We start from the raw sequence: 12759 nt of genomic DNA, 5'->3' as shown, positions 1-12759 counted from the left end.
TCGCGCGGCCTAGCGCGACCGGGCAGGATCTCCAACTGCGGTTTTGATTGCAGCGCGATCATTCACAACTTCAAAGGAGTTGCTGCGCCCGGAATATCCGCATTCACCGACCTGCTTTCCGCCGCCAGCACGGGCCATGACAAGCGCCAGCTCTGCCTGTCGCAAAGTCCAATCGACGGTGCATTCCACGCGCGCCAGTCCTGCACTGGCTGTCAATTTCGGCGACCGCGAAGACGATGGCAAAGCAAGCTGGGAAAACGTGCTGAGCACATCCCCTGCCCAAACCCGTGTCGATGCGAGTGTCATGTCCGGCACGATCACCGCCAGGCGTTCATTATCGATCTGTGCCACTTCGTGGCCCGGTAGCGCCATTGTCTCCAGAAATTTGGCAAAACCCCACATGATTTCATCAGCCGTGCGTTGGCCAAATTGCATGAACAAAGAGCGCATGCCGTCAATCGCGAAGACCGCTATGGTTTCGGTTCCGCCGGCTGCCAATCGGCGCCGCAGGCTCTGGCAAAAGGCATGTCGGTTGGATAGGCCGGTCAATGGATCGGTGATCGCCCGGTTGTGCAGCTCCCCTTCGAGCGCGCGTTTTTGGTGCACCGAGCGGATCAGGGCCAGCGCGCCTTGCGGCTGACCGTCATCGTCATCAATCCGGCGCAGGCTGAGTGCATACCATCGGCGGCAATCCACAGCACCAAAAGTCTCAAGCACATCTGACGCGACAACCGGGAATTCAAACCATCCCCCGGTCGCCTCTCCTGCCAGACCTTTCTCGACAAACGCATTGAGCGCCGCGCTGTGTTCGCCCTCCGCCAAATCGGAGATATGCGGCAATAGCAGCATGGTCGATAGATCGTGCCCCAGTTGGGTTACGTTTTGCGAAGCGAAAACTATGAAGCCGTGCGCATCAAGCCTGACGACAATATCGCCCGACGCCTCTTCAACAAGACCATGCAAAACACGGCCTTCTACATCACTTAATCCCAATTTCATGCCGAATTGCCCCCGGCGTTAGCGACCAAACCCCGTTTTTTCCGTTGTCTAGATATGAAAAATTTAACTAACAAAACATCAAATATTAAATGTTAAAACCCAAAAATCCCCAAATTATTCGGCTTTTGTTAGTTTATGAAATTTATCTGACTAAAAAACGAATCAACATTGATCTTTGTTTACCATATTTTGCGATTCCTTCACAAAGCCTATACGTAAATTCATCTAAACTTACCCGTTAGACTTCAATCATAATACGAATGCTTCTGGGGTCCGTTCCGTAAGCAGTAGCAATACGTAAACGGGCATCTTCAACCACGCTGCGGCCTTTATCCTCGTTCCGGCTTTCCGACAGTTCATCGACCGTCACGCCCAGAGCGGCTGCGATTGCTGCAATCCGTTCGGGCAGAGGTCTCGCCTTGCCTTTCTCCCACGCCCAGACAGTCGGCTTACTGACTTCAAGCGACGCCGCGACATCGGCAAGCGTCAGCCCCCGTTCGCGGCGCAAACGATTAAGCCGAGCGCCAAACGGTTCGGCCAGCGTGGCTGAAAACGCCGGCTTTTGCGCCGGATCATTGTAATCCATCAGGCTTTGCAATTGTGCCGCGGCCAAGGCGCCGTTTGGCAATGCCGCTGTGAAGGCGCAGCCATACAATTGCTCGCTCTGCCAGACGATCGCAGCCTCAACCGCACCGATATCGGGCAGTTCCACCGCCAAAACTTCGCCGGTATCCAGCGGCACGTCCGTTTCCAGCAGCAAGCCCACGGCTGAAAGGTTGTGCAAAGTGACGTTTGCTTCATGCCCGCCGGGCAGAACACCACTGGTTTCAAGTTGAAGCGCGCGGCGCGGATCACGGCGATCATCGAACACGGCGGCGACAGGATCAAGATGCGCTTTAAGAACCAATGTATGCAACTCCCAAAAAGAGCGCATAAAGTCGGGTTAGCAGTCTTAAACAGATCCTACCAAACAAGGTTAAGAGCGACCAAATGCGTGCCGCCAAACGACGAGTTGCCCGGCGTTAACCGATCAAGCTGACATAGGCGTCGCTGCAAGGCTTTGGCGGTTTTGCTTTATCGGGCCGATTCGTAGTGGCCGCAATCAGTCGTCTGCATCCAGCCCATAGGCGGTGTGTAACACGCGCACGGCCAATTCGGTCTCGTCTTCGTCGATCAGGACGCTGACCTTGATTTCAGATGTTGAAATCGCCTGAATGTTGATCCCCCGATCAGACAGTGCGCGGAACATTGTGCTCGCGACACCGGCATGGCTTTTCATACCTACACCGACCACACTGATTTTTGCGATATGACTGTCTGTGATGATGCGATTGAACCCGATCAGGTCCGCCTTGTCTTCCAGCATGGCCTGAGCCCGCGCCAGATCCGCCTGTGGCACCGTAAAGGTGACGTCAGTCTCGCCTTTGTCGCGGCCCACGTTCTGAATGATCATATCGACATTGATGCTGGCCCCGGCGAGCGGTTCAAAAATATGCGCAACCGCGCCTGGTTTATCAGGCACGCGGGTCAGGATAATTTTCGCTTCGTTCTTGTCGTGCGCGATGCCTGTTACAAGCTGACGTTCCATCAGGCCCTTCTCCACCAATTCGTCCATTTCTGCGTCCGAGACGATCATCGTCCCGGGCAATTCATCCGCCGATACAGCATCATCGCCGACAAAGCTGGAGAGCACTTGCAAGCGCACTCCCGCCTTCATTGCGAGGCCGACAGAGCGGGTTTGCAGCACTTTTGCGCCGACGCTCGCAAGCTCCAGCATTTCTTCGTAAGTGACCGCTTTCAATTTTCGGGCTTTTGCTACGATCCGGGGATCCGTGGTGTAGACACCATCGACATCGGTATAGATGTCGCAGCGATCCGCCCCAACCGCTGCGGCAACGGCAACGGCAGACGTGTCGGAGCCGCCGCGGCCCAGCGTTGAAATCCGCCCTTCTTCGCTGATCCCCTGGAAACCGGGCACAACTGCGATTTCTCCGGCTTCCATGCTGGCGATCATATCAGGCGCGTCGATCGTCTCAATGCGCGCTTTGGAATGTGCGCCCACGGTTCTGACCGGGATTTGCCATCCTAACCAGCTGCGCGCCTTGCACCCGAGCGATTGCAACGTCAGCGCAAGCAGCCCGCTGGTCACCTGTTCGCCGCTGGCAACCACCACATCATATTCCGCCGGATCATAAAGCGCATTGGCTTCGCGGCAGAAATTAACCAGCCGATCCGTCTCACCCGCCATCGCGCTTACGACGACGGCGACTTCACTGGAGACGCCATCGGCATTTTCTGCCGTTTGCGCGCGAACGATATTGGCCACGCGCCGGATACGTTCCGACCCGGCCATCGACGTGCCGCCAAATTTCATCACAATTCGTTGTTTGCTTTTGGCCAAAGCCCAAGCTCCCGCTGGTTAGTGCGCTCGCGCGCTGTTAAGGAGCATCAATGGGAAACGCAAACGTATCAAATGTTACTATCCGTCCGGAAGAGGCGGAATTCTTCTCCGGCCTCGCGCGGGATTGGTGGAATCCTAAGGGAAAAATGGCCTCGCTGCATCAGGTCAACCCTGTGCGGATGCAGTTTATTCGCAGTGCAATTGACGCTCATTGGGGTGCCGATGAAGGAATCGATTCGCGCAGCCTCAAACCACTTGCCGGAAAATCCGCGCTCGATATTGGCTGCGGCGCGGGGCTGGTGTGCGAACCTTTATCGCGTCTTGGCGCAGAAGTGACCGGGGTCGATGCCTCGGCCGAGAATGTTTCTGTCGCAGCCACCCATGCAGAGGCGAGCGGTCTGGATATCCGGTATATGGCCGGGGAGGTCGCAAGCCTCGACATTGGACAGTTTGATCTGGTCACGTGTCTTGAGGTTATCGAGCATGTCGCGGACAAGCGTGCTTTCCTAAAGGACGTTGCGGCGCGAATTGCCCCCGGCGGCCTGCTGATCATGTCGACACCCAATCGCACCGCTGCATCGCGCATCCTGCTGGTCGGTGCAGCAGAAGCGATTGGATACGTACCCAAAGGCACGCACCATTGGAGCGATTTCATCACGCCAGACGAATTCGCAGATCTGCTTTCCGAAGTCGGGCTTGAAATCACACAGCAGCGCGGAATTGCCTATGGAATCGGTAAAGGGCTGCACCTGTCGGATAATGACGCGCTCAATTACATCCTGAGCGCGCGGCTTAAGAGTTAAATATCACTCAGCCTTCAATTCGATAAATTCACGGACATTGTCGGTGAAGAACCCGTCTGCGCCGCTAGCCAGCGCCTTGGCCCACAGCAATTTGTATTGTCCATCCGCCGACGGTCCCCCTTCGGCCTGAAGCGCGGCAGGCAAAAATCCGTTTTCTTTGCGTAACGTCCAGAGATGGACTTTCAGCCCAAGCGCATGAGCATCCGCGACAAGAGTGGTTTGCTCCATCGTCACCGGATCAATTACATAACCAAGCCACGGGCCGATGCCGTCTGCATATTCGGCAATTTCGGTCAAACCAGTCGGCGTCACCATTTCGGCATAGCGCATATCCAGTTCATCAGCGGGGCCGCCATCTGGATGGATCAGCTGCACCAGCTTGTAATCGCTGCGCTGATTAAGCCGTTGCAACACACCCACTTCAAAACTTTGTATGTACATTGGATCGTCCGGTTCGATATTCAGATCGCGCAAGGCACGCAGCACCAGATCGACAATATCTATTCCGGCATCTTCCAATAGAAAGGTCGGGTGTTTCAGCTCCGGATAGAGGCCAATCCGGCGGCCGGTTTCGGCCTCTTTCGCGCGGATCAGCTGCACAATCTCCGCCAGCGTGGGCACTTGATAAAGCCCGTTATAGCGGGTGTTATCAGGCCGGGAGCTGGGCACGCGCTCCTTTGCTCGCAACGTGCGCAGCTCTGCCAAGGTGAAATCTTCGGCAAACCAGCCTGCAACGCGCTGGCCATCGATCATCTTGTCGCGGCGGCGATCTTCAAATTCTTCGCGCGATGCGATGTCGGTTGTACCGGACAATTCATTTTCATGCCGCGAAACCAGCTCCAGATCCTTGGTCACAACAAGATCAGGCTCGATATAATCGGCGCCAAGCTCGATCGATAGCTCATAGGCCGCAAGCGTATGTTCGGGCCGTTCCCCGCTCGCACCGCGGTGCGCGATTACCAGAGGATCATTCTGAGCCATGACAGATACCGGAAATGCGAGGGCGAGCGCACAGGCGCTCAGGATAATACTGCGGACCATTCATCTTCCTTGAAACCGACCAGAATGCCATTCGGATGCTCGACCACTGGACGCTTGATCATTGAAGGGTGCTGAACCAGCAAGCTTACGGCTTTGTGACTATCCGCCGCATCCGCCTTTTCAGAATCGGACAGTTTGCGAAATGTGGTGCCGCGTTTGTTGAGCACGACATCGACGCCTTTATCCGCGATCCATTCCTTCACCTTGGCCGGATCGGGGCTTTCTTTCTTGTAGTCGTGAAAGGCGTAATCCCTGCCTTGCGCATCCAGCCATTTGCGCGCTTTTTTGACAGTGTCGCAATTGGGAATTCCATAGAGATGGATCATGCAAGGACTCTTTTCGTTTTTCAAAACTGTTTGCTTAGATGCGCATCTGCGATGGCCACGGCAAGCGCATCTGCGGCATCGGCGCCAGCGATATCGGCACCCGGCAACAACACTTTAAGCATTGCCTGAACCTGCGCCTTGTCTGCCCCGCCGGTACCGACAACGGCCTTTTTGACGAGACGTGCAGCGTGCTCGCTCACGATCAATCCTTTGGCCCCGCATCCGGCCAGCACTGCCCCGCGCGCTTGCGCGAGTTTAAGCGTCGACTGCGGGTTCTTGTTAACGAACACCTCTTCGCAAGCCGCACGGTCTGGCGCATGTGCGGTGATTACCGCGCTTACCGCCTCATGCAGCTGGTGCAGGCGTTCAACCATCGGCGCCTTGGCGACGGTTTTGATCTGACCATTGGCAATATGTGCGATGCGCGATCCTTCGGATCGAATTACGCCCCAGCCGGTGCAGCTTAACGATGGATCAAGGCCAAGGATAATCACAGACCGATCCTAAATCCCAGTCGCCAGACAGCAGCGGTCAGAAACGCCAGGCCGAGAGCAGCCGCGAACAGCCACTCACGCCAGCTCACGCGTCCAGCTTGTCCATCACTTCATCGCTGATTTCGTAATTGCCCCACACGGTTTGAACATCATCATCATCATCAAGAACATCGATCAGCTTAAGCAGGGTGCCAGCGCCTTTCTCATCCATGTCGACGGTGATGTTGGGCTTCCAAGCAAGCTTCACATTCGATGCTTCACCCAGAGATTTCTCAAGATCGCTTGCGACCTGATGCAGATCATCGGCAGCGGTCCAGATCGTGTGACCATCTTCCGAGCTTTCGATATCTTCTGCGCCTGCTTCCATTGCCGCTTCGAGCACAGTGTCTTCGTCGCCCGCATCCGCAGGATATTCGATCAGGCCAAGCCGTTCAAAGCCGTGCTGCACAGACCCTTCGGTACCCAGATTGCCGCCATGTTTGCTGAATGCCGTGCGAACAGCGGTGGCGGTGCGGTTGCGGTTGTCGGTCAGCGTTTCCACGATGATCGCGCTGCCGCCGGGACCATAGCCTTCGTAGCGAACTTCTTCATAATTCTCGTCATCACCGGCGGTCGCTTTATCAATCGCGCGCTGGATGTTGTCCTTCGGCATCGATTGCGCTTTTGCGGTGTTCACCGCCAGTCGCAGACGCGGATTCATATCCGGATCAGGCGTACCCATTTTCGCCGCCACGGTGATTTCGCGCGACAGTTTCGAAAACAGGTTCGAACGCTTTTTGTCCTGCGCACCTTTGCGGTGCATGATGTTTTTGAATTTGGAATGGCCTGCCATGGGAACTCTTTGTAAGCCGTTATGGAATATAGCGGAGCTGAAAATATAGGGGTTCATTAGCCGCATGACAGGTGAAATCACAAGTCCAACTTCGGGCTCTGCATCAGGATCAGGCGTCAATGCCCCGATTGCGCAGCTGAGCACGGTTACCCTACGCGCCGAATGGCGCGCCTTTGCCGAGTTTTTAAAGCGCCCCGTACTGCCAGAGGCGCGCGCCCCTATGCGAGCTGGCGGTGTAGCAGTTGCCCGGCTGCTGGGCCTGGACCTGATCTTTCTGTTCGTATTTCTCGGCGGATTATTGACCCTCGTCGCAGTCGGGGTTGAGCTTCCCGAAAACCTTAACGCCACGCTTGAGCTTAACCTGAGCACGGTCTTTCTCATCGTCATCGGCGCGCCGCTGATCGAAGAGCTGGTTTTCCGCAGCTGGCTATCGGGCAGGCCGCGCTATCTGATTGTTATCCCGATCATGCTGATCGCAGGCGTAATCGCCGCTTTTCTGGGCGTATCGCGCACCGGCGAAGCGGCCGAGATTGGCGTAGGCCTTGCGATACTTGGCGGACTGGCCGTGTCACTGATTGCCATGATCGCGGTTTGGAAAAGCGGCCCGGCGGCCTGGTTCAAAACAATCTTTCCCGGCGCATTCTGGCTTAGCAGTGCCGCCTTCGCGCTGGTGCATTTTGCAAATTACACAGAAGGATCATTCTTTGTCCTGCTGCCGCTCGTGCTGCCGCAATTCGTGCTAGGGTCGATCGCGGCCTATTTGCGCGTGCATTATGGGTTATGGACGGCGATTGCCATTCATGCCCTGCATAATGGCATTGCCATCGGCCTCGCCTCGCTCGCAATGGCTAGCGAGGCCGGAGCATGATCAGACCCTGACAGCTGTCCCGCTGGCCGACACCATCAGCATCGAACCGTTCGCGCCGATCACCTCGTAATCAAGATCAATGGCAACGACCGCATTGCCGCCGCGGCTCGCCGCCTCGGCCTGCAATTCCTCGATCGCCTGATTGCGGGCATCAGCCAGAATGCGTTCGTAGCTACCAGAGCGTCCGCCCACGATATCACGCACACTGGCGAAAAGATCACGGAACACATTGGCGCCAACGATCACTTCGCCCGTGATAACGCCGAGATATTCCTGGATCGGGCGCCCCTCAAGCGTGGGGGTGGTGCTGACGATAACGCTGCGCGCGTCTTTCCATGGTCCTGCCATTGATAATTCCTCTCTAGATTGCTGTCTTATCATCATAAGACACAAAGAGGATGAATCAACGGATGCGCGCGCTTAACCCATGCCGAGAGCGGCTTTATAGGTTTCAAGAATGATCTCTTGCTCGCTGCGATCATCCGGCTTCATTTTGCGCAGACGCACGATCTGGCGCATGATTTTCGCATCATAACCAACGGCTTTCGCCTCGGCATACACATCGCGAATATCGTCTGCGATACCCTTTTTCTCTTCTTCAAGGCGTTCGATGCGCTCGATCAAAAGGCGCAGGCGATCATCGGTGGCTTCAGCCATTTCGTCAGGTCTCCGGTGGATTGAGAATCAGTCGATGCACCGGATACGCGCAGCCTCGCAGCCGCGAAAGGGTGCAATCTCAAAAAGGGGCAAATTAAAGCAGGTCAGCTTTGTTTTTCGCCAAACTCGCTTCCATTGCTGCGATTTGTTCATCGGTAGCCGGTTTCTGACGGGTCGATTTCCATTCTTCAGCGGACATGCCGTGAATCACTTCGCGCGCTGCCGACTTGTCGCCTTCAAAACCGGCATCGCGGATCCAGTCCGCCAGACAATTGCGGCAAAACCCCGCAAGACCCATCAGCTGGATGTTCTGGGCATCGTGACGGTGGCGCAAATGGCGCACCGTGCGGCGAAAAGCCGCCGCAGCGACCGCATCATCGAGCATATCGAGGGGATCGGTTGAATTCGTATCCGCAGAATGATTTTGCATGTGACTATTCCTTGAGTTGCAATACTTCCATGCCATAGCAGTCCTTCACAATGGATAGGGAATTGATGGCAAAACGCGATCACACTCGGATCGACCCGCGCGGTCGCAAGGTCAAGATTCTGGCGACGATTGGCCCAGCCAGCCGTTCGCCCGAAATGCTGCGAAGGCTTTTCAAGGCGGGGGCAGACGCGTTCCGCGTTAATATGAGCCACGGTGACCACGCCGATCATGCGCAGGCAATCACGGCGATACGTGCGCTGGAAAAAGAGTTTCACCGACCAATCGCGATCCTCGCCGATCTACAGGGTCCAAAATTGCGCGTCGGCACTTTCCAAGGCGGCAAGGCTATTATCAAACATTCGGCGCATTTCACGCTAGACCGTGATCCAGCGCCCGGCGATGATAACCGCGTCTGCCTGCCCCACCCTGAATTATTCGGCATCATGGAACGCGGACAGCGCCTGTTGATCAATGATGGCAAAATTCGGCTGCGGGTAAAGGAAGCGGATGAGAACCGCATCTTCTGCACCGCCGAGGTTGGCGGGGTCATTTCGGATCGCAAAGGGGTGAACGTGCCCGATGCCGAAGTGCCGATCCCCGCGCTGACCGAAAAAGACCGCCGAGATCTGGCCTTTGCGGTCGAGCACGGGGCCGACTGGATCGCTCTTTCGTTTGTCCAACGCCCCGATGATATGGCCGAAGCCCGTAAATTGGTAACCGCACACGGGGGCAAATCGGTCGCATTGTGCGCAAAAATTGAAAAGCCAATGGCAGTCAATCGGCTCGCGGATATTATTGATTTGTCCGACGGGATCATGGTTGCACGCGGCGATCTGGGTGTCGAGTTGGAACCGCAAGAGGTTCCGCCTTTGCAGAAGAAGATCGTCAATGCATCGCGCCGCGCTGGCAAACCGGTAATTGTCGCAACGCAAATGCTGGAATCGATGATTGAAAGCCCGATCCCGACCCGCGCCGAAGTGTCCGACGTTGCCAATGCCGTCTATGACGGCGCCGATGCTGTCATGCTTTCCGCAGAGAGCGCAGCGGGCGAATGGCCTGAGGAATCGGTGGCCATGATGCACAGCATCGCGCGTCAGGTCGAAAGTGATGAGGATTACCTGAAACGGGTACGGTTCCTTGAGACGCCGCCCGATGCGACAACATCCGATGCACTGGCGCATAGCTGTATGACGATTGCCGACACCGTTTCGATCAGCGCCATCACCGTTTTCACAGATTCAGGCTCCACTGCGCGCCGCGTTGCCCGCGAACGGCCCGATACGCCGGTGCTGGTGCTTACTCCATCCATTCGCACTGCAAGGCGGGTCGCGCTGCTTTGGGGGACACACGCCGTCACAACAAAGGACATCGGCAGCTTTGAAGAGATGATCGCCAAGGGCAAACGCATGGCTCTGCGGCATGGTTTTGGTAAAGCGGGATCAAAGCAGATTGTGCTCGCTGGCGTACCCTTTGGAACACCGGGTTCAACCAACCTACTGCATGTCGTAACCCTGACCGGGGCGGAACTGGACAAGCACGAAGAATAAAGGGAGAGGGTCGGTGCCTGGATCAGGCCCGGCCCAGCGCCTTTCCCAAGGCAGCGGCTGCTGCTGTATCGAAGTATTCGCGCAGTGCCGAGATTTTACCGTGCTGCACATCGGCGACGATACACACCAGCAGATCAAGCTCGCTACCATCGCCAAACGTCGCCCGAACGCGGTGTTCTTCAACAAAGCCCGTTTCTGTCGCGGAGCAGACGATATCCTCATAGCGGAAATCAGGGGCCGCATTTTTGACTGCGACTGCAAAGTGTAAAATGGTTTCCAGACCCATGGCCGGACCGCCATTCTGGCTGCCCGTCATATCCGGCGAACAGACCGCGCGGGCAGCATCGGCATCGCCTGCGGCGAAAGCTGTGAAGAGCTGCCGGGCTAAACCGGTATTGCTCATGATGCGGCGCGGTCCAGCCGCGCTTTGGCCTCGGCTTCACCAATTAATGGCAGCAATTCGCCCATGTCAGGACCGTGATTCATACCCGTAAGAGCCTGGCGCAGCGGCAAGAACAATGCCTTGCCTTTCCGGCCAGTGCTTTCTTTCAACGCTGAAGTCAGGCCGGACCATGGATCATCACTCCATGAAAGCGCCTGCACTGCTTCTGCCAGATAGGCTTTATCTTCCGCTTCGAATTCCGGTTGCTCAATCGGGCCTGTAACCAGCCGCCACCATTCGGATACTTCATCGACAATTGCGATGTTTGGCTGCACCGCATGCCAACCGGCTTCGTCCATGCCTTCGGGCAGGCGATGTTTGACCGCATCGTAGGGCAAACCGTGGACAATCGCCGTGTTGATCCGGTCCAAATCGGCGTCGTCAAACTTGGCCGGAGCACGCCCGAACGTTGTCAGATCAAAGGTGTCGAGCAACACATCGCGGTCGGTGATCGGTTCGACAGGCAGTGATGTGCCAAGCCGCGACAGCAAGGCCAGAATGGCTTCGGGTTCGATCCCCTTTTCACGGAACGTGTCGCAGCCCAAAGACCCCAGGCGCTTCGACAGCTTACCCTCTTTGCCGACCAGCAAGGCTTCATGGGCAAATGCGGGAACCGCCGCACCCATGGCGGTGAACATTTGAATCTGAACAGCCGTGTTGGATACGTGATCTTCGCCGCGCAAAACCTGTGTGATGCCCATGTCGATATCATCGACGGTGCTCGGCAGCATATACAACCACGACCCATCGGCGCGCCGGATCACCGGATCAGAAAGCAGCTTTGGATCGAATTTGGCGATGCCGCGCACGCCGTCTTCCCATTGGATCGGCTCATCATGATCGAGCTTAAAACGCCAGTGCGGCTGAACACCGTCTGCCTCTTTCTGGGCGCGTTCGGTATCGCTGAGTTCCAGCGCGCCGCGATCATAAATCGGCGGGAGACCCCGGCCCAGCAACACTTTGCGCTTCAGCTCAAGTTCTTGCTGGGTTTCATAGGCCGGATAAATACGGCCCGCTTCGCGCAATGAATTGAAAGCCGCCTCGTACCGGTCGAGGCGTTCCGATTGGCGCTCTTCACGGTCAGCCTCGATGCCAAGCCATTCAAGGTCCGCGCGGATTGCCTCGACATATTCCTCCTTGCTTCGTGCAGCATCAGTGTCGTCGATGCGCAAGATAAACTGACCGCCCGCTTTTTGAGCGAGCATCCAGTTGTGAAGTGCGGTGCGGATATTGCCGACATGCAGCCGGCCCGTGGGTGACGGGGCAAAACGGGTTATGGTCATGCGCGCCGATATACGCCGATTGGCGCGCAGTTAAAGCATTCCGTGCGTCTGACGCGCCTATTTCGGCTTAATCACGAAATTGTGTTCGATATACAGGAACACCTCGGTCTGGCTCGCTTGTTTGAAATAGAGCTCTGAATCGAGACCGCGGATTTCGATCCCGTAATCGCTACCGAACATGGCCGCATAACGCTTTGATTCGTCGGCAATCGCTTTCACCACGGCACCTCGATATTGATCAGGATTATCGATCGCGAGATCGGTCGGGCCGCTTTCGATGTATGATCGACCGGTCGCAGGCACAGATTTCTGGAACGCCGTGATTGCTTCATCGACCTGATCCACACTTGTGAATTTACCACCCACCGGAAGCCGTGCGTAAATCTTCACTCTGGTCGTATCTGGACGGTTTCCCCTGCCAAATGTCAGATCGTCCATGGCCGCGAGCGTTAGCGGCGCAAGCTTGTAATCACCTGCCACCAAAGCAATTGCCTGGGATTGAGCCCGCGCGATCGCAGCCTGCAGCATCGCGGTGACTTCTGCCGAACGAACGGATGCATCGCGCGAGTCAGAATTCACATATATGGGTTTGACGAAGTAATCCGCGAACCGGTAACAACCACCGTCTCCTGCGCC

Annotated in this window: 16 protein-coding genes; 3 read left to right on the top strand and 13 right to left on the bottom strand. The window is 56.3% G+C overall.

Features of this window, described 5'->3' with window-relative positions; genetic code table 11:
• Positions 1-9: 9 nt before the first annotated feature.
• The 3 genes from FGU71_RS06755 to FGU71_RS06745 form a co-directional block, all read right to left on the bottom strand.
• Positions 10-999, bottom strand: a complete 990-nt coding sequence (locus FGU71_RS06755) for a sensor domain-containing diguanylate cyclase (protein WP_142787865.1) — start codon at positions 997-999, stop codon at positions 10-12.
• A 238-nt stretch (positions 1000-1237) separates the two neighbouring features.
• The gene (locus tag FGU71_RS06750) at positions 1238-1933 is read right to left on the bottom strand and encodes a helix-turn-helix domain-containing protein (protein WP_142787864.1); all 696 of its coding nucleotides are present in this window, start codon (positions 1931-1933) and stop codon (positions 1238-1240) included.
• A 168-nt stretch (positions 1934-2101) separates the two neighbouring features.
• Positions 2102-3373 carry an aspartate kinase gene (locus FGU71_RS06745; protein ID WP_142789017.1) on the bottom strand — a complete coding sequence of 424 codons (1272 nt, stop codon included), beginning with the start codon at positions 3371-3373 and terminating at the stop codon, positions 2102-2104.
• A 77-nt stretch (positions 3374-3450) separates the two neighbouring features.
• Between FGU71_RS06745 and ubiG the strand changes: the two genes are divergently transcribed.
• Complete coding sequence (ubiG, locus tag FGU71_RS06740) at positions 3451-4203, top strand: bifunctional 2-polyprenyl-6-hydroxyphenol methylase/3-demethylubiquinol 3-O-methyltransferase UbiG (protein WP_142787863.1); 753 nt, start codon at positions 3451-3453, stop codon at positions 4201-4203.
• 3 nt (positions 4204-4206) lie between these two features.
• Here ubiG and FGU71_RS06735 read toward each other — a convergent pair whose 3' ends face one another.
• From FGU71_RS06735 to FGU71_RS06720, 4 genes are all read right to left on the bottom strand, one after another.
• Positions 4207-5244: a glycerophosphodiester phosphodiesterase family protein gene (locus FGU71_RS06735; protein ID WP_142787862.1), complete on the bottom strand. Its 1038-nt coding sequence runs from the start codon at positions 5242-5244 to the stop codon at positions 4207-4209.
• Entirely contained in the window at positions 5223-5570 is a 348-nt protein-coding gene (locus tag FGU71_RS06730) for an arsenate reductase (protein ID WP_142787861.1), read from the bottom strand. Before FGU71_RS06730 ends, FGU71_RS06735 begins: the two co-directional genes overlap by 22 nt.
• A gap of 20 nt (positions 5571-5590) precedes the next feature.
• Positions 5591-6064 carry a crossover junction endodeoxyribonuclease RuvC gene (gene ruvC, locus FGU71_RS06725; RefSeq protein WP_142787860.1) on the bottom strand — a complete coding sequence of 158 codons (474 nt, stop codon included), beginning with the start codon at positions 6062-6064 and terminating at the stop codon, positions 5591-5593.
• Between the two features lie 85 nt (positions 6065-6149).
• Positions 6150-6896, bottom strand: coding sequence for a YebC/PmpR family DNA-binding transcriptional regulator (locus FGU71_RS06720; RefSeq protein ID WP_142787859.1), 747 nt, complete (start codon positions 6894-6896; stop codon positions 6150-6152).
• Between the two features lie 64 nt (positions 6897-6960).
• Between FGU71_RS06720 and FGU71_RS06715 the strand changes: the two genes are divergently transcribed.
• A complete protein-coding gene (locus tag FGU71_RS06715) occupies positions 6961-7764 on the top strand; it encodes a CPBP family glutamic-type intramembrane protease (RefSeq protein ID WP_142787858.1) in 804 nt (267 codons plus the stop codon).
• Here FGU71_RS06715 and FGU71_RS06710 read toward each other — a convergent pair whose 3' ends face one another.
• The 3 genes from FGU71_RS06710 to FGU71_RS06700 all read right to left on the bottom strand — a co-directional run bounded on the left by FGU71_RS06710 (position 7765) and on the right by FGU71_RS06700 (position 8851).
• A complete protein-coding gene (locus FGU71_RS06710) occupies positions 7765-8112 on the bottom strand; it encodes a heavy metal-binding domain-containing protein (protein WP_142787857.1) in 348 nt (115 codons plus the stop codon).
• 72 nt (positions 8113-8184) lie between these two features.
• On the bottom strand, positions 8185-8421 hold the full coding sequence (locus tag FGU71_RS06705) for a DUF2312 domain-containing protein (RefSeq protein WP_142787856.1): 237 nt from the start codon (positions 8419-8421) through the stop codon (positions 8185-8187).
• A gap of 94 nt (positions 8422-8515) precedes the next feature.
• Positions 8516-8851 (bottom strand): DUF1244 domain-containing protein, encoded by a 336-nt coding sequence (locus FGU71_RS06700; protein WP_142787855.1) that lies wholly within the window; start codon positions 8849-8851, stop codon positions 8516-8518.
• 65 nt (positions 8852-8916) lie between these two features.
• Between FGU71_RS06700 and pyk the strand changes: the two genes are divergently transcribed.
• Positions 8917-10398, top strand: a complete 1482-nt coding sequence (gene pyk, locus FGU71_RS06695) for a pyruvate kinase (RefSeq protein WP_142787854.1) — start codon at positions 8917-8919, stop codon at positions 10396-10398.
• Between the two features lie 22 nt (positions 10399-10420).
• Here pyk and FGU71_RS06690 read toward each other — a convergent pair whose 3' ends face one another.
• From FGU71_RS06690 to FGU71_RS06680, 3 genes are read right to left on the bottom strand one after another with little or no spacing between them, the layout of a single operon-like run.
• Positions 10421-10801 (bottom strand): nuclear transport factor 2 family protein, encoded by a 381-nt coding sequence (locus FGU71_RS06690; RefSeq protein WP_142787853.1) that lies wholly within the window; start codon positions 10799-10801, stop codon positions 10421-10423.
• Positions 10798-12123: a glutamate--tRNA ligase gene (gltX, locus tag FGU71_RS06685; RefSeq protein ID WP_142787852.1), complete on the bottom strand. Its 1326-nt coding sequence runs from the start codon at positions 12121-12123 to the stop codon at positions 10798-10800. The genes FGU71_RS06690 and gltX overlap by 4 nt, the downstream gene beginning before the upstream one ends.
• A 57-nt stretch (positions 12124-12180) precedes the next feature.
• Positions 12181-12702, bottom strand: coding sequence for a hypothetical protein (locus FGU71_RS06680; RefSeq protein ID WP_142787851.1), 522 nt, complete (start codon positions 12700-12702; stop codon positions 12181-12183).
• Positions 12703-12759 lie beyond the last annotated feature (57 nt).

The organism is Erythrobacter insulae (assembly GCF_007004095.1).
Taxonomy (GTDB): Bacteria; Pseudomonadota; Alphaproteobacteria; order Sphingomonadales; family Sphingomonadaceae; genus Erythrobacter; species Erythrobacter insulae.
Note: the sequence above shows the minus strand (reverse complement) of the source record. Positions and strands in the feature narration are given on the sequence as shown.